The organism is Brevundimonas sp. EAKA (assembly GCF_000698025.1).
Lineage (GTDB): Bacteria > Pseudomonadota > Alphaproteobacteria > Caulobacterales > Caulobacteraceae > Brevundimonas > Brevundimonas mediterranea_A.
In genome coordinates this window covers 1-16,855 of record NZ_JMQR01000017.1, presented here as the reverse complement: position 1 = coordinate 16,855, position 16,855 = coordinate 1, and the positions used below count along the sequence as shown (strand labels likewise).

Annotated in this window: 12 protein-coding genes and 1 tRNA gene; 2 read left to right on the top strand and 11 right to left on the bottom strand. The window is 63.1% G+C overall.

Features of this window, described 5'->3' with window-relative positions; genetic code table 11:
- Window positions 1–221: 221 nt before the first annotated feature.
- The 5 genes from ER13_RS04115 to ER13_RS04095 all read right to left on the bottom strand — a co-directional run bounded on the left by ER13_RS04115 (window position 222) and on the right by ER13_RS04095 (window position 11,588).
- Window positions 222–824 carry a BRCT domain-containing protein gene (locus ER13_RS04115; protein ID WP_035306836.1) on the bottom strand — a complete coding sequence of 201 codons (603 nt, stop codon included), beginning with the start codon at window positions 822–824 and terminating at the stop codon, window positions 222–224.
- A 9-nt stretch (window positions 825–833) separates the two neighbouring features.
- The gene (locus tag ER13_RS04110) at window positions 834–3,065 is read right to left on the bottom strand and encodes a DEAD/DEAH box helicase (RefSeq protein WP_052004854.1); all 2,232 of its coding nucleotides are present in this window, start codon (window positions 3,063–3,065) and stop codon (window positions 834–836) included.
- Window positions 3,066–3,067: 2 nt separating this feature from the next.
- Window positions 3,068–4,381, bottom strand: a complete 1,314-nt coding sequence (locus ER13_RS04105) for an ATP-binding protein (protein WP_052004852.1) — start codon at window positions 4,379–4,381, stop codon at window positions 3,068–3,070.
- Complete coding sequence (locus ER13_RS04100; RefSeq protein WP_052004849.1) at window positions 4,378–7,287, bottom strand: TerB N-terminal domain-containing protein; 2,910 nt, start codon at window positions 7,285–7,287, stop codon at window positions 4,378–4,380. The genes ER13_RS04105 and ER13_RS04100 overlap by 4 nt, the downstream gene beginning before the upstream one ends.
- A 248-nt stretch (window positions 7,288–7,535) precedes the next feature.
- Window positions 7,536–11,588, bottom strand: coding sequence for a hypothetical protein (locus ER13_RS04095; protein ID WP_035306834.1), 4,053 nt, complete (start codon window positions 11,586–11,588; stop codon window positions 7,536–7,538).
- A gap of 318 nt (window positions 11,589–11,906) precedes the next feature.
- Here ER13_RS04095 and ER13_RS04090 point away from each other — a divergent pair, with 318 nt between their 5' ends.
- Complete coding sequence (locus tag ER13_RS04090; RefSeq protein ID WP_035306831.1) at window positions 11,907–12,476, top strand: recombinase family protein; 570 nt, start codon at window positions 11,907–11,909, stop codon at window positions 12,474–12,476.
- A 129-nt stretch (window positions 12,477–12,605) separates the two neighbouring features.
- The gene (locus ER13_RS04085; RefSeq protein ID WP_035306829.1) at window positions 12,606–12,803 is read left to right on the top strand and encodes a hypothetical protein; all 198 of its coding nucleotides are present in this window, start codon (window positions 12,606–12,608) and stop codon (window positions 12,801–12,803) included.
- Between the two features lie 291 nt (window positions 12,804–13,094).
- Here the strand turns inward: ER13_RS04085 and ER13_RS04080 are convergent, their stop codons facing one another.
- The 6 genes from ER13_RS04080 to ER13_RS04055 all read right to left on the bottom strand — a co-directional run bounded on the left by ER13_RS04080 (window position 13,095) and on the right by ER13_RS04055 (window position 16,849).
- Window positions 13,095–13,421, bottom strand: coding sequence for a hypothetical protein (locus ER13_RS04080; RefSeq protein ID WP_008262117.1), 327 nt, complete (start codon window positions 13,419–13,421; stop codon window positions 13,095–13,097).
- 108 nt (window positions 13,422–13,529) lie between these two features.
- Window positions 13,530–14,603, bottom strand: a complete 1,074-nt coding sequence (gene rsgA / locus ER13_RS04075; RefSeq protein ID WP_008264234.1) for a ribosome small subunit-dependent GTPase A — start codon at window positions 14,601–14,603, stop codon at window positions 13,530–13,532.
- Window positions 14,604–14,910: 307 nt separating this feature from the next.
- A tRNA-Pro gene (locus ER13_RS04070) sits at window positions 14,911–14,987 on the bottom strand.
- 41 nt (window positions 14,988–15,028) lie between these two features.
- Window positions 15,029–15,481: a MerR family transcriptional regulator gene (locus ER13_RS04065; RefSeq protein ID WP_035306827.1), complete on the bottom strand. Its 453-nt coding sequence runs from the start codon at window positions 15,479–15,481 to the stop codon at window positions 15,029–15,031.
- Between the two features lie 5 nt (window positions 15,482–15,486).
- A complete protein-coding gene (locus ER13_RS04060; protein WP_035306862.1) occupies window positions 15,487–15,795 on the bottom strand; it encodes an integration host factor subunit alpha in 309 nt (102 codons plus the stop codon).
- A gap of 76 nt (window positions 15,796–15,871) precedes the next feature.
- Window positions 15,872–16,849: a beta-ketoacyl-ACP synthase III gene (locus ER13_RS04055; protein WP_035306825.1), complete on the bottom strand. Its 978-nt coding sequence runs from the start codon at window positions 16,847–16,849 to the stop codon at window positions 15,872–15,874.
- Between the last annotated feature and the right edge of the window lie 6 nt (window positions 16,850–16,855).

Below are 16,855 nucleotides of genomic sequence, written 5' to 3'. Positions count from 1 at the left end.
GCTCTTTATCTCCAGCGCGGCAAGCAATTTTTTGGAGCAGTTCATGTCGTCGATCGACATCAGTTTCCTAGGACGAAACGCGCAACTTCGAACCGTTGGAACCAATACCTACAATGATCTCGAGACTATCGTCATGACGAGACGAGATGTGAGAGCCGTCGCCGGACGGGAACCGATAGCCAGATTTCAGATGCTGCTTGGGCGCACTGCCTACCGGATTTTTACAGATGCGCCGTCCAATGTTCTTCAGATACGATCGAAATCGCACTGCCATCGTCGCGCCATGCCGACGCCTGGAGGATTTTGTTACCAAAGCTGGAGTGCTTCCATGACTCGGTAGCGTAAGCCCCAATCACGAGCACCTCAGTCTTGCGGCTCAACCCGCCGGCCTGTCCGCCGCGCTCCAGGACCGCGCTCTCGCAGTGCTTTCTCTGACCATACACGAAGGTACCGGTGAAGCAGTAGGTTCGACCGGTGAACAGCAGCGCCGGCGCCGGATCGCAGAGCGGAAGGGTCGAGGACTTGAGCACCTCCCCCAGCTCGAAGTCGCGACTGGAGAAACTATTCAGCGTCTCGAGCAGCATAGTCTTCTCGTCGTTATCCAAAATGCCATCGGCCAGCACCTCGTTGATCCGCGCGTACAGAGTACGGATGACCGGTTGGTCGCTGACGACCGTATTGGCCGCCAACCACTTTTGCAGGAACTCAACCTCGGCCTGGTTCAAGTCGCCGTCTGCGGCGATCCCCCGCGCCAAGCCTACCAGTTCGTCGATCTGACGTGCGGTGATCCGGTCGCTACCTAGCTGGTTGATCAGACTGTCCATATTCGTGTCCTATGTTGAGAGACGCTGGAGGGACGGCGCCATGTCGATCAACCGCACCGCCTGTAAGGCGACTTCGGGGAGTTGCGTGACATAAGCCTCGTGGCGGCGTTCCCACAGTCGGCGCAGCACCGCCTGCGGCGCATAGGCGTCGAACTTGGCCTCGCTGAGATTGACTACGAAGGCGCTGAGCTCGGCCGCCGAAGGAGCCCGGGCTGCGACCGTCTCCAGCAGAATCCGCGCGTGATCGGTCGTCGTATTGGTTAGGGTGACGCCCAGGTCATGAACCTCCGTCTCGGCCCCCATAGCCAGAAGCGCGACGGCCATGACGCCGTTCATCTCTCCGCCCCGCCACAGCAGCACGTGAGTGTCTGGGCCGTCAGCTAAGACCGCACGGCGAGACAGGTCGAAAGCGGCAAAGGCGTCACGCCCCTCCTGCAGCAACGCGGTTGCGGCAGGATCCGCATAGGCAGGCAGATCCTGCGCGAGATAGACCGCTCGCATTTCTTGAGCGAGGCGATCGCCTAGAGGTTCGACCGCTTGTCGTTCGAACAGGGGAAGTCGTCCGGACCGGTGAGGCTCAACGTTCAGCACCTTCGCCCGATCATCGACGGCGATTACGCGCCACCGGCGTCCCGCAAAAGCGAGGATACTGCCGACGAAGAGGACATTGGAGATCGGAATCTGCCCAAGCGGGCGCGCGCCATGCCGCAGGGACCATTCCTCGTCGGTGTCGAAAATGGCGTAAAACTCTCGATCTGAAGTCAGCCGCTCCCCAAGTCCTCCCAGCATGATCTGTCCGTCCGGTGCCTGTTCGATCAGTCCAACCGCCGGGTCGCCCATTGCGCGCAGCAAGCCGAGAAACATCTCCTGATCCAGAGCGACGAGAGGTCCCGCGCCGAAGAGGGCGTTGAAGAGCCCACCCGCCGACATGCCCCCGCGCTCCACGATTAAGGACAGAATCTGATGGATCGCTACTGTGGCCAAGCCAACACCGTGTCGGGGCGACTCCACATACCGCTCAAGCAGCAACCGGACGGCGGCCACAGCGCGAATGGTTTCGGGACGAAGCGCGTCAAGGGGGCCGGAGGTGCCGGTCAGGGGCTGCTCGCGCACATAGACCCGCAGAACAGCTGGCGCGCCCTTGCGCCGACCGCTTCGTCCGAGCCTCTGTCTCAGGCTGGCGAGGGAGCGCGGTGCACCCAACTGCGCAACTGATTTTACCCCGCCGAGGTCGATGCCCAGTTCCAGGGTGGTCGTGGCCACGGCTGTGGTTGGCAGGGTTGCCGCCTTCAGCCGACTTTCGAGGGTCTCACGCAGCTCCCGCGACAGGGACCCATGGTGGGGGAAGAACTCATTGGGAACACCGGCGGCCTCGCTGCGCAGTCGCAGGTCGTCCGCCAACGCTTCAACGTTTCGTCGCGAACTGGCGAAGAACAGGTGGTTATCACCACGCAGCACGCTGAATGCGTGATCGGCGATATCGTCCAAAGCCGTGCGCGGCTCTTCATCCTCGCCAACGTCCGCCCTTGCCTCGGGGCCGTTCGGTTCAAGATAGCCCCGGATCTGGAGGTGAATATCGATCGCTGAAGCGTCGTCCTCAATCAGCGACACGCGCTCAGGTGCTGCGGGGTTCATCCAAGCCGCGGCGGCAGCCGGATCACCCAGGGTCGCGGACAGCCCGATACGGCGGGGCCGCTTCCCTGTAACAAGTTCAATCCGACGCAGGAGACAGGCCAGGTGCAATCCGCGCGGTCCTTGCAGAAAGGCGTGAAGCTCGTCGATCACGACCGCATCAACATTGGCAAATAGGCGAGAGACCTCTGCGCTGCGGCGTAGGAACAGGGCTTCAATCGATTCCGGCGTGATGAAGACGACCCCAGCCGGAGCCTTGAGCAACCGTTGTTTGGGACCGGGAGGGGCATCGCCGTGCCATCGCACCGCTGGTAGCGCCAAACGCTCGCATAGCCCGTCTAGTCGCCGATGCTGGTCATTGATCAGCGCTTTGAGTGGACTAACGTAGAGGACGGACAGTCCGCCCTCCTCCCGCTCGGCAGCCCGAGACAACAACGGCAGAAAGGCCGCCTCGGTCTTGCCCGCCGCCGTGGCAGCCGAAATAATGAGGTCCGTTTCACCGCCAAGAATGGCGTCGATGGCGCGCGACTGGATCGGACGCAATCCTGTCCAATGCTCGTCTCGGATCCAGCGCTGCACCTCTCGGTGCAGCCGATCAAAGGCCTCCAAGACTAAAGCCTGAAGGCGGTCAGTTCGTCGTCCGCCGCCTCGGGCTCAAGCGCATGGTCGTTGGCGCTCTCCGCATCATTGGCCACATCGACCGCACCAATGAGCTCGGCCCACCCCTGTTGCGGATTTTGTTCGAGCACCGAGAGATATTGGACGAAGGCCTTAATGGTGTTTCGAGGGGTGCGGAAATAGGCCTCGCCGATCCGGCCATTGCAGTGCTTCATGAAGAGCGGCAGGGCCTCGTCTGGAACGATGTGGCGGGCCTGATCACCCTGGGCGAAGACATTGCGGATATTGGCCAGCAGGATCAGCAGATCCTCGGGCGTCAGGCTCTGTAACCGCAGAACCGGACCGGAGAGGTCAACTAGACCTTGCGTAGCAAAGGCGTTCTCAGCCAGGCGGGACTGGAGGGCCTGATAGCTGTAGAGCCCACGTCGGCTGTCCATGAGGAACTCCGGGGTGCCGCCGAAGACGAAGCCGAGGCCCGAGGCGCTGCCCTGAAGGACGTCGTTGAGGATACGCAAAATCTGCTCGAAATTTTGATTGCGCGCCTGCGAACTCTGCAGCTTGTAGAGGTTCACCATCTCATCGAAGACCACGACGAGACCGGCATAGCCGGCCAGGCGCACAAAGGCGGAGAGAAGTTTAAGGCTGTCGTAGACGCCATCGTCGTCGATGATGTTGCGAACGTTGAGCGCCTGCCGCGCCTCCGTCTTGGTCGAATATTCCCCGCGAAGCCAGCGCAGCGCCGCAGCCGTCAGCGCCGCATCGCCCGCCTCGCTGCCTCGCCAATATGCCTTAAGGACAGCAGCGTAGTCGTAGCCACCGACATACTCTTGCAGAGGCGCCAACAGGGCGTCGATGGCAGCCTCAACACCCACCGCACGCGCCTCTGCATCTTGAACGCATTCGGTGATGAACCGTTCGACAACGGAGCCCAGGGCGCCGCCGTCCGGTTTGGTTCGTGTCGCCAGATTGCGCACGGCTTCCGCGTATAGCCCCCTGGCCTGCCCGCCGGTCGCATGGATGCGGCGGTCGGGCGCAAGGTCGGCGTGGACAGTTACACAGCGGCGCTCAAGCGCGATCAGACGCACAAGGTTAAGGAAGAAAGTCTTGCCGGCTCCGTACTCCCCGATCACGAAACGGAGCGCGGCGCCGCCTTCGCTGATCCGGTCAATGTCCTTGACCAAAGCGCCGACTTCGCCAGCGCGGCCCACCTGAACATGCGCAAGGCCCGTTCGGGGCACCACGCCCGCGGCAAGGGCTTGGAGGATCGCGTCACGGTCCCGGGTCTTGAGAGGGGGGTGGATGGTCACGCGGCGGTCTCCATGTCGATCAGGCGCGCGCGGAGATGTTCCACGACCACGATCTGATCGTCCAATTCGAGAATGGGTTCGTCGAAGGTGTCGAAGGCCCATTCATTGATAGTATCTATGGCTCCGGCCGGAAGCAGTTTGAGGCTCCGGGCCTCTGCGTCAAAAACGTCCAAGTCGGTAGGCTCGCCTGCGTCTACCAATCCGGCGAGAAGGATGGCGTGGCGAGCGTCCAGTCTCGGGAAGCGGCCATCCGCCGACGTGTGTGCAGGCGCGACGAGTGCGGGCGTGGCTTCCTCTTCCTGGAATATGGTCGAGAGGAGCGCCGAGACCTGGGAAGTCTCTTGGCGCAAACGATCAAGTCGCGTCAGATCGAACGCCAGAGGGTTAGCGCCAGGTAGGTCGGCTGACGCCCCGTCATTTGCAGGGACCGGAAGCGGCACAACATCGGAGCCAGCGCCGCGGTGAAGCGCCGCATATACGTCGGCCACAGGGAGACCAAGCGCCTTGTGGAGCTTCTCCAGAAAGCGCACCTCCACCGGCAAAATGCGGCCGTCGGAGACCACAGCGGCAATGGCCGACCTAGCCGCCGCGGTGCGCTGTCCCTCGGATGCCGTCGCCAGTCGCTTCAACGCGCCCTGCTGGCGCGGCAGATCCCGGCTTAACCAAAGGGCATGAGCGCCGAGACGTCGCCGATCATCCGGTGAAAGGGCCTCGTCCGCCTCCAGGTCGGCGGTAATCTGATCCAACTCGGCCTGGACCACCTCACCATCGGACGCGGAAGCGAGGATCGCGATCTCGACCTTGGCCCGAGCCGCTGCATAGGCCGTACGGTCGCCCGCCGGTGCGGCGCCGGACCGACCCTCGTAAAGCACCATATGGCCTCCCGTCTCCAGCCCGGCTTCGCTGTGGCGGCGATCAGGCTCGAAAGCGTAACCGAGGCGATCCAGCATGCCTGCAAGCTGCTTCTGCTGAGCTGCGGGGACCTTCGCGCCCTCGCAGTCGATGTGGAAGAGATCCAAAACGGCCGACGTTGTCACCGCTTGGATTCCGCGGGGTCCTGCCAGCTCAGCGAGGCGGGCCCGCACCGGAGCGACGAGCCCCTCTGCCGAAGGCGTTTGAAGATCGGGCGGTAGGCACAGTGCGCCCTCCAGGCTTGTGCGCGCGTCGGGCTTACGCAGCAGAAGACGACTGAGGCCGTCCAAATCCTGTTGGCAGGCGGCAAGGAGGTCGCGCAATCCATTAAGCGGCGCAGTAACCGAGGAGATGTCCGGAATATCCCCGGCCGAGAGCTCGAGTTCAAACTCTCCGCTGGCGCTGCGGTAAACAGTGGAGAGCCGCCGCTTCGGCACCCGGACCTTCAGGCCTGCGGGATGGCGCGCAGCGAACCTCACCCTCCAAAGCGCAGTCAGTTCGTCGAAGCAGCGGCGTCCGGGCGTGTTCAGATAAGTTTCGGGCGACGAAAGCAACCATCGCAAGGCGTCGTCGGCTTCGAACGCCGTGCCGGTCGCCAGCCGAACCCCAAGATATCGCCTGACGGCGAAGGGCATCTCGTACTCGCCCAGGCGAAGATCAGGCGACAACTCCGGTTGGGCCACTGGATCGTTGCGGATCAAGCTGATCGCCGAGATGAGACGACGCGCATAGCTGCGGAAGGAGCCGTTGTCCCCGTAGAGCGCCAGAAGACGGTCCACCTCGGCGATGACCTCGACGCCGTCAGGCGCCATCTCTCTCAGCAGACGGTGTTCGAGGCCGTAGAAGAACATGAAGACATAGCCGATCCCATAGCCTCCGGGACGGCCGAGCGCTAACCACTGCAGATAGGTGTGGCGGGCGACCGGAGTCAGCCCTTCGTAGGAGGGCCAGTATCCGAGCGACACGCCGTCCCGATCCTCTCCGCTGGGAGCAGTCTGAAGCGTGGGATCCACTAAATACCTAGGCGCCTCCCAAGCTCGAGCGACAACGCCGGCGTAGATCATCGGCGATTCGAGGCACATGCCGCCGACGGTCACGGACGACCCAGCACCATACCATACGGGGCTTGCAGAGGTCTTTTGGGTCTGGCCTGGAGCAGTTTGGATCGCAGAACAAGACGGCGCGGACGGCCTAGGTTTAGGCTGGGCCGCCGAGATGGGCGCGACCTCGGCGTTGAGCCGGCGCGCATAGTCGAGCGCTTGGGCTAGGGTGGAGAATCGGTAATCCCGGCAGCGGAAACCGCCGTCGATGCGCTCGATCCCGTACAAGACTGCAAGCATTTGATCGGTGTCGCTCAATGGCGACGAACCTGTGCCTCCCGTATGGACCGCCGCCTCGATGTGTCCGACGACAGGTGCGCTGATGCTCAGCGGCGCGCTCGGCGTCTGGGTCTCGACGGCCAACCGACGCACATAGTGGAGAGCCTGGCCAAGGGTGGTGAAGGTGTAGCCGCGGCAACGGAACCGGTCGCCAACCGGCTGAACGCCGTATTGCGCCGCGAGGGCGCGATCCGCATCGGAGACGCCGCGAAATGGATCGGGCGCGACCGCGGAGGTCGCCCGTGGAGCCGGCGCAAACGGCGTCGCCAACTCGGCGTTCAAGCGGCGCGCATAGGCCAAGGCTTGGGCGAGAGTTGAGAAGTTGTACGCCCGACACTTAAACCGCCCACCCTCCTGACTGACCTCGAAGCGGGCGACGAGCATCCTGTCCTCGGGGTCAAGGGCTGCGAAAGCGTCGCTTGGTGTGTCGGTCGGAGCCAAGATCGGTGTCTGAACCGCATGTTGCGTCGGCGTAGATGGCAGTTCGAGCACGAAACGCTGCGTGGACGGCACCGCAATGGCGTTGATCCTACGGTTTTCCCCGAGCAACCTCTGTCGTCTCGCCTCGGCCGTCTTTCGACGCTTTTGCCATGCGATCAATCCGATGATCGTCAACGCAGCGATCCAAATCCACACGCCTCAGCCCCCAACCCTCAGCGAACGCTACTATTTTTTAGAGCGCCAATCTAGCTAGAAGAGTCGGTTGTTGCCGCGAGAGTTGTGCAAATGAAGGCTTCGCGACGATTTAGAATCGCACTGCTAGTTAGTCGGCCAAGGTAACTGTGCGCTAGGACGGGTAGACCAAAACCAAGCCTGCACGTTCGGCCGGAACCTACTCTCGGCCGACATCCACCTCCTCGCAGTCAGGTGCCTTCAGGCGAGGTCGGATCGCGCGATGTGGTAGCCGCATCCTTCAGAAGCTTTAGGAAATCATCTGCGAGTGGAACCGAAACTGCGCCCCGGGCGCGCAACAGGACGCTCGCGATCCAGGCCTCGCCCGAGCCAGATTGTAGCGTCTCGCGCAGCGGCGGAACCGTTGCCATGGGTGTCCGAAGCATTGCTGTTCGGCTGCGGATCACCTCAAGCCAGTCCTCTTTGATTCGTCGGCTGAGGATAGGCCAGAATACATCGACATGGTCCAGCCGCCGCGCGACCTCCCAAAGGCGAAGGTGGAATAGATAGAGGGCGTCGATCTCGAGGACCTCGCCGGCCTCTAGGCGCGCGAGCGGCCTGAACACGGCCTCAAGTCCATCGAGCGAAGTCCAGTCTCCGCCTTTCGTCCATTCCGGCACCAGGGGCAGGCCGAGTCGGCGCTCCACCGCTGTCGCCAAGTCCATGAGGTGGCCGCCTGAGGACTGCTGGAACAGGCGAGCAGCTCCAAAAACGAGAACGATCAGACGCAGATAGTAGAACATGCGATCGGCCGAGGCCGCGTCGAAGGCCGGTAGAGCAAACCGGGTTGGCCGCAGCGGATCTGGCGGCGAATTGGCTCGGCGAAGGTCGAAAAGCAGCTGACGCCCTGCCGCAGCATGGCACAGAGCCTCGACAAACGCGTCCTGATCGCCGTCGATGATGGCCCGATCAATCAGGTCGCTCTGAAATAGGGCCTCGAGAACGCCAAAGCTTCGCATGTCGGCCACGCCGGACCAGGACAGCACCTCCGTTTTGGGAAGACCGAGCCGTAAGCCGATCCTGGCCATAAGCATCCAGCCGGCGGGCAAGTCGGGAAGAGGACGTTCCAGAATAGCCTTGTTCGGCGCGGGGTTGCTCGCGGCGCCAGGGACATGGACGGCGGGCTCGCCCTCGACGAGGTATTTCCCCTCCATCCGGGCCAGCATCCACATAACCACGTGGCGTGCGATGTGGTGCACATAGAAGGATTTCAGGTCGGCGGCAGGATTGATCAGCCTCAGACTCTCAAGCACCGGGACCATGGTCCGAACGGCCCCAATCCGGTCACCGCTTTCGAAGCGCGCAGCGACAGTGTCTACGGCAAGGCCGACGCTGAATGCTGTCTCGGTCCCTCGCGTGCTGTTCAGGACCACTTGGCGGGCGCGTTCGAAGAGAGTCACCGACTCGGACCATCGTTGGAGCTCGCCGGCGCTGGCCGCCGCCTCTCTCAGGACGAAGGCGATGTCGATGGGATCAGCCTCTGCCAATCGATCCGCGAGGGCTGTGAGCTGGTCGAAAGCGTCCTGATAATCCCGCGCTCGCCAAGCGATCTTCGCTCTCTCGCGCATCAAATCGAAATTGTTCGGCAGGACCTCGTCGGCTTGATCCAGCACCTCCAGAGCGGCGGTGCGATCGGCGACGTATTCGTCTAAGATCACTGCCCGGGAGCGAATGCAGCGCGCCGCGAGCCGGCTTTCGCCCCAGCCGATTGCCGTTCGCCCCAAGTCGCCAAGCACCATAGCTGCCTGATGGGGCTCAAAGCCGTCAGCTTCGCTCTCTTTTAGCCAAGCGTTGTCGATGGCCATGCCCAGCCAGTGATCACCCGTCTCGAGGACGCTGATCCATCGCCGGCGACCTTCGGCAGACATGGTATTCAGCACCTCGAACAGGCGGCCCAGCGCTTTAAGGCCCGGCACTTGGATGGCATGCGCGATGAAGAGGAAGTCGACCGCAGATTCTCCTTCTGGGCCGATCATCGACTGGTCCAGGAAGGCCAGTTCCTCGTCGTCCGGCTCGATGCCGTCGAGAGCGAGAATCAGCTCAAACCAATCAGGAATTTTTCCGAAGGCATACTGGTCCATCAAAATGATAAGATGAACCAAGCCGCCCAGGTTTTTGCGCGTGTCCTCATCGGGCAAGGCCCGCCACCGGTCCACCAAATGCGTAGCGGATTCGGCGACCACCCGGCCGTCGCCTAACGTCGCGGTCAGCCGGTGCTGAGCGAGGCTGAGGAAGAAGCCTGCGTAGGGTTGATCGACGAGGAGGCTGTCGATCGCGGTCCCCGCCATCCGGAAACTCGACATCTGAGCGGCCAGTAGTGGTCGCGCGTCATTCGGAGCGGTGAGGATGACACGAGCGATGTGGACCAGCACGCCTTCTTCCTTGGCCAGCAGCGCATGAGCGAACGCCGTGTCAATGATGCTGGGATCGCCTTCTTTGCGGGTCAGAATCTGGATCGCGATGTGGCGGTCGAGGGCCTTCAGCTCGTTCACGTCGAGCCACTGGTCGGCGAGACCGGCGACAAGAGGAGAGATCCGCAGCTGTCCTGCCGGCATCGATTCCAGCCAGCGGCCGGTCAGTCGATCCAAGCCTTGGGCAGGGTTCGCGACGACCACCTCCAAAGCGCCGAGAGCAACTGCTAGCGGACGATCAAACCACCCCATGACCCGGCTCGCGCGGGTAAGGAGTCGAAGGTCTGCTTCATCCATCTCATCTAGCAGACGACGCCGGGCGGCTTCGCGCTCCGCTTCGACATCCTCGCTTTTTAGGCCGTCCCGCTTCCATCGCTCCATCTCCTCGAGCGGCCAGCCTTTTGCGGCGAGGCTCGAAGTCAAGACATCAACCAGCTGAGGATGGCCAACCCCAGCGATGGTCCAGACAAACGCGGACCAGACCGCAGGGTCGCCTCCGAGCTCGGCGATCAGCGTAGCGATCTCAGGGGGAGTGAGGGATGGCGCGCTGGTGACAGAGTCCGGTGTAAGGCCAAGCGCGCGGCTCAGGCGCATGCCGGGTTTCTGATAGGCAGTCACAAGGCATTGCGCGTCGCGTCGCTCCAGGGCCGCCTTCAACTCGGTCAGCGACCCTTCGAGGTCTGGCTGATGCACTGGATTTAGATCGTCCAGTATCAAGCCCGCGATCGCCGAAGCACCTGCCACATGCTGGCGCGCGGCATTGATGCGTTCAACGGCGACTTCCTTAGAGACGTTGCGCAGATCGAGCACATGCCAGTCTCCACCCCGGCCTCGTGCGAGTTGTGCGGCGAGCGTGGTCTTACCCATGCCGGTTGGGCCATGTAGCCAAGCCGTGCCCGTCCCGCCCAGCGCGTTCGCAAGCTTGGTGATTGCGTCGGTGCGCGCGGCAAGTGGCGATGTCGCGGCTCGCACCGGGCGCCACAGACCGGCCGCCTCAAGGTCCAATTGGCGAGGCCGTACCGCAGTGAGGGAGCCCAGAGCTTGGCTCGCCGGCACGCGGACAGTCCCGGCCTTATGTATAAGGTCGATCAATTCGCCCCGCCGTAGACGACGATTTTGGCTGATGGCGACAGTCATCACCCGGACCAGCAGGGCATCGGCAGCGCGCTCCGCGAAATCCGGCGGGATGCTCATCGAATGCGCGAGTTCGATCACGAGGGCGCGGTTGTCTGCATGCAGGGCCGAGACGTCCGGCTCGCCACAACTCCAGACGATCGGACGCAACAACTGCTCGCGTAGCGCGGCGTCATCGCATTCTGAGAGAAACTTGCTCAAATCGCCCTTGGGGAACCTCGCGACGAGGCCGGCTCGCAGGGCAGCGCAATCGCCGCCCCTCGCCGCATGTCGCCAAAGGTCCAGCCCCTTGCCGTCCGCGATCGGATTCTTGCGTTCCTTGCCGATTGGGGAGGTGGTCAAGAAGTTCATCTGGACACACTGATCAGGATTGGCCGCCTTTAACTTCCAGTAGTTTTTGATGGCGTCGAGCACGTCCGCAGAGTTCAGGGTCACCGCCCCCGACTCGCGAGTGTCCTTGATCTGGGTTGCTTTCAGAACCGCGTCGAGCGAGCCCGGATTGCGGGCAACCTCGGCGTAGTCTTCCGCGACTTCGAGCAGCAGTTCACTTCCGGTGGGCAGAACCAGCCAGCGCGCCAGGGATGCCTCGAGTTGATATACGTAGCCCCGCAACGGAGCGACGGCTTGCCGGGCGCTGTCACCTTCGGGCAGGTTCCAGGTCGTCAGGCCGCTTTGAAAAACGGAATTGGACTGACTCATCGCCCTCCTCCGGCGTTAGCGCAATCTGCAGTCGCTACGACACCTCCGGCGTGCCGTGAAGCCCCTCGCACCATGCCGCTCATCCTTACCCAGTATTCGCCCGCGCTGTCCTGAAGGCACAGCACGCCCTTACGCAGCCTCAGCCAGCAATGGACTGGCGGCAGTCCGCCACGGCCAGCGTTTTGTCGCACAAACGAACGTTTGTGACCCCGACCGTCCGGATCCAACTCCGCTCCCTACCGTCAGCGCCGAAGGTGTGGCTAAACTCTGTTGCATAATCTATGTGTCATGAAGCCCTCTGTTTACGAGTTTCGCGACATGTTTATCGGATACGCGCGGGTCTCGACTGCGGACCAAAACCTCGATCTCCAGATTGACGCGCTCAAACAAGCGGGCTGCGAGCGGATTTTCTCTGAAGCTGCGTCCGGCGCGCGGGTAGATCGCAAGGCATTGGGCGAGGCTTTGAGCTTTGCCCGAGAGAAAGATGTCTTCGTCGTTTGGAAGCTTGACCGCCTAGGCCGCACAGTCGGTCAGCTTGTTGATTTCGTCAGTGCCCTAAAGAGCCGCGGCGTTGAATTTCGAAGCCTGACTGATGGCATCGACACTACGACACCGGCAGGACGGTTCTTCTTCCATATGATGGCGGCTCTAGCCGAAATGGAGCGAGACCTGATCCGCGAGCGGACCATGGCAGGCTTGGCAGCCGCTCGCGCGAGAGGACGAACTGGCGGGCGTAAACGGGCTCTATCGGCGCGCCAGCTTGAGCAGGTCCGTCTCTTACTTCAGCATCCCGATCAGACGATGGGAGCCGTGGCGACCACTTTCGGGATTTCTCGCAGCACTTTGTATCGCGCTTTGGCCCGGACTTCGGATCAGATCGGCAAATAGTTCTGGCGCTTTTGTCGTTCCGAGAGGGCGGCTTGCAGTCCACCAGTTACGGGTGGGTGTGGATGTATTTCATGCACCTTCCCATCCCGTCGATACGGTGTAGGCTGCGATTTGAATGGAAACGCGCCAATGACGCCTTACCAAAACGACATCTGGCTCAAGATGACCGCCAGGTTGATGGGAAACCTGTCCGTGCTTTGCCTGGCCGGCGCATTCTTCGCCGTGTTGGGCGTTCGGTTCATGGATCACCAGATCAAAATCGGGGTGATCGCGGGCGTGTTGTTGTTTTGGATCAGCATGCGACTGTTGCGATATCTGTCGCCCTAAAGAACATGCTGCTGGACAGCTCGCGTCGGCGCCGGCTGACCATCAGGCAAACGCTTCCGCATTCCGCTCCGCTAGCTATCACCATCGCTCAGCGGCCCGCGATCCTGCGTGGTGGCACTAGCCACTAGCGTGGCGTTGCACCGACTATGGCCATGCAGTGAATCCCAATAATGCAGCACCATCGCTTGCGGTGAACCATGGGATTCTCGGGATTATGGAAAATGGCACCGTTGGAAATTCAACCAGTTAGAGTCTTGGGATTATGGAGCGCTCACACCGACTGCGTGACGATCAGGAAGGCTCGACCTCGGTCGCCCCCTCGCGGAATTCTTCTGCGGTCACGCAAGCGGAGCCGTCTTCGTCGAGCACCCATACGCCGATCAGGGATGCGTGATCAGGCGTGATGTCCTCGTCGATCAGATCGCCCTCATAGACGCCGACATTGCTGTAGTCGAAGTCCAGCAGGAGTTGATGGGCCATGTCGATCATTTCGTCGGCCATCCGACGCGCATAGCCCAGCGCCTCGCTGTCATTGGCGAAGTCGTCCGTCAGCGTGTTGACCTCGGCGGTGTCGCCGCCCTGGACCGCACTGGTGGTTACGATGGTGTACGCGGGCATTTTTGAACTCTTTCAGGTTTGAATCTCTCGACTAGCCTGATTGGCTGCGGGAAAGGCCATAATTCGTCCGAACCCGTCTTGAGGAGGATTGGAACCGATCACGGACGATCAGTCGCCGCCGCCCCGGTCGTTCCTCTTGGTGGCGCGGTACACCTTCTGGAGCGCGCCGAGCCGGCGACGCTCTACCGCCTTCGCCGCCCGCTCCTGCTCGTGCTCGGCCGCAGCCGCCTCGAGGGTCAGCTTCTGGTAGTGCGCCCACCGCGCGGGATCGAGCGCGCCGCTCTGCACGGCGGCCTGCACGGCGCAGCCCGGCTCGTTGGCGTGACTGCAGTTGGTGAACCGGCACCTCTGGAGAAGACCCTCGATGTCTTCGAACACGGCGCTCACGCCCGCTTCGGCGTCGATCAGACCGACTTCGCGGATACCGGGCGTGTCGAGCATCAGCCGGCCGCCGGGAAGCAGGATGAGCTGGCGGTGGCTGGTGGTGTGACGCCCCTGATCGTCGGTCTCGCGGATGGCCTGCGTCGCCATCCGGTCTTCGTTCAGAAAGGCGTTGACCAGGGTCGACTTGCCGACGCCGGACGAGCCGATCAGCACGCAGGTCTCCCCCCTCCCCACCTGGGCGAGCAAGGCGTCGAGGCCCACGCCTTGGCGGGCCGAGACCATCAACACAGGACAGCCCGGCTCCAGGGCGGCGACGCGGGCCGCCTGGTCCCCCGGATCGACGCACAGGTCCGATTTCGTCAGCACCACGACAGGCCGGGCGCCGCTCTCCCAGGCCGCCGCCAGATACCGCTGGATCCGGCGCAGGTTGAGATCACCGTTCAGTGAGGTGACGATAAATGCCACATCGACGTTTGCGGCCAGGATCTGCAGTTTCCGCATACTGTCGGCCGCCCTGCGGACGAAGGCCGTGCGGCGCGGCAGGAAGGCGTGGATCGTGGCCGTGCGCTCCTGCGCGCCGAACGAAAGGGCGACCCAGTCCCCGACCGCCGGATGCCCGATTTCCCCCGCCTCATGACGTAGCCGCCCCGAAACCTTGGCGCGTATTTCGCCGTTGTCGGTCGCGACGACGTAACCGTCCCGCTGGTGGAGAATGATGCGGCCCGGCGTGTGGCCCGCACGCTCATGGGGCTCGAAGGCCGACGCCAGAGACGTCGACCATCCATATTGTCCGATCAAATCAAGGGAATCCCTGTTGGTTGCGGCGACAATGTCCCTGCCGTTCCCCCTGATAGCATCTCGCAGGAGGCTCAGCACGCAAGGGCGCTCACACCCTGTCATTTCATCCGCCCCGACAACGGCTCACGTCGACAGCTGCGCCGACTGGGGTCGGCCTGGAATGATGCGGGGCGCGAGGCGTGGGCCAGGGCGGGGGCGATGACCGCTCACCGCAGTTGGTAAAAGGACGGCGGGCCCGACAGCGACCCGAATTGCAAAGGGGCCGCCCGAAAGCGGCCCCTCTAACCAACCGTTTCCTTAGAGGAAATGGTCGGAGCGACAGGATTCGAACCTGCGACCCCTTGACCCCCAGTCAAGTGCGCTACCAGGCTGCGCCACGCTCCGAAGGCGCTCCCTATAGACGGGGCGACCGTTGACCGCAAACGCTAAAACGACTTTTCCACCGACCGCGAAAGCACGGCGTCCAGACGCGCCTTCGCCTGCTCCAGATCGGCCAGAACACCCTGCAGGTCCGCATGTTCAGCGCGCCCGGCGTGCGACATCGAGACGGGGCGCGCCGGGACTGGCGTCGCGATGGCGGCGAACGTCTCGCCATCCTCGATCAGGGCCGCCGCCTCGGCGCCGACCAGCTTCTTCAGCCCCTGCTCCTTGTGCAGGCGCTGAACCCCGCGAATCGTCAGGCCGTCGTCGTGCAGCAGCCGCCGCACGGCCTTCAGCACCGCTATGTCCTGCGGTCGATAGAACCGGCGCCCCCCGGCCCGTTTCACAGGGACCACGAAACTGAACTTGGTTTCCCAGAAGCGCAGCACATGCTGCGGCGCCCCGACTTCCTCGGCCGCCTCGGAGATCGTGCGGAAGGCGTCTGGGCTCTTGGCCAAGGGACTCAGGCCTCGACGACGGCGTCGTGAACCCGGCTCTTCATGATCTGAGAGGCGCGGAAGCTGATGACCCGGCGCGGATTGATCGCCGCCGGCTCACCGGTCTTGGGATTGCGCCCCATGCGGGCGCGCTTCTCGCGAACCTGAAACACGCCGAAGCCCGACAGTTTGACCGTATCGCCCTGTTCCAGGGATTCAACGATCAGTTCCAGGGTGCGCTCGACAAGGGCCGAACACTCCTGCCGGGACAGACCGACTTCTTCATGCACGGCTTCGCAAAGGTCGGCGCGCGTTACGGTCTGTAGGCCTGACATCATATCCCCGTCTGGTAGCGGTAGGCTGGGCGTATAGGGACGCAAAGTCTCCGAAAAATCAATGCCTCTGCCGGACTTAGAGGCGCAGCGCGCAGGCGCCCCAGGTCAGGCCGCCCCCCATGGCCTCCAGCAGGACCATGTCGCCCTTCTTGATCCGTCCGTCCTGGATCGCCGCGTCCAGCGCCAGGGGGATCGAGGCGGCCGAGGTGTTGGCGTGCAGGGCCACGGTCGAGATCACCTTGGTCTCGTCCAGACCCAGCCGGTCGCCGACGCCCTTGATGATCCGCTGATTGGCCTGATGCGGCACGAACCAGTCGACGTCGGCGATCTCTATGCCGGCGGCGGCGCAGGCGGCGGTGATGCCTTCGGCGATGTTCACCACAGCATGGCGGAAGACCTGGTTCCCGGCCATCCTCAGATGCCCCACGGTGCCGGTCGTGGCCGGGCCGCCGTCCACATAGAGAAGATCGGTCTTCGATCCGTCGGCGCGCAGGGCGAAGCCCAGCATCCCCTGATCGGCCGAGGTCCCCTGCCCTTCGCGCGGCTCCAGCACCACGGCCCCCGCGCCGTCGCCGAACAGGACGCAGGTAGTCCGGTCGGTCCAGTCCATCAGCCGCGTCATTTCCTCGGCGCCGATCACCAGGGCGCATTTGGACAGGCCGCGCGCCACGAAGCCGTCGGCCACGCTCAGCGCATAGACGAAGCCTGAACAGACGGCCTGGACGTCAAAGGCCACGCCCACCCCGGCGCCCAGCTTGTGCTGAACGATCGAGGCCACGGCCGGGAAGGTCATGTCGGGCGTGGTCGTGGCCACGATGATCAGATCGACGTCCGCCGCCGTCTTGCCGGCGTCGGCCAGGGCCTTCCTGGCGGCCGCGACAGCCAGATCGCTGGTCGGCTGGTCGTCACGCGCCTTGTGGCGCTGCTTGATGCCGGTGCGCTCCTGAATCCACTCGTCGGAGGTGTCGACGAACTTGGCCAGGTCGGCGTTGGTGACGATCTGCTCCGGCAGATAGGAGCCGACGCCGGTCACGGCGCTGCGGGTGACGCTCACTGAAGG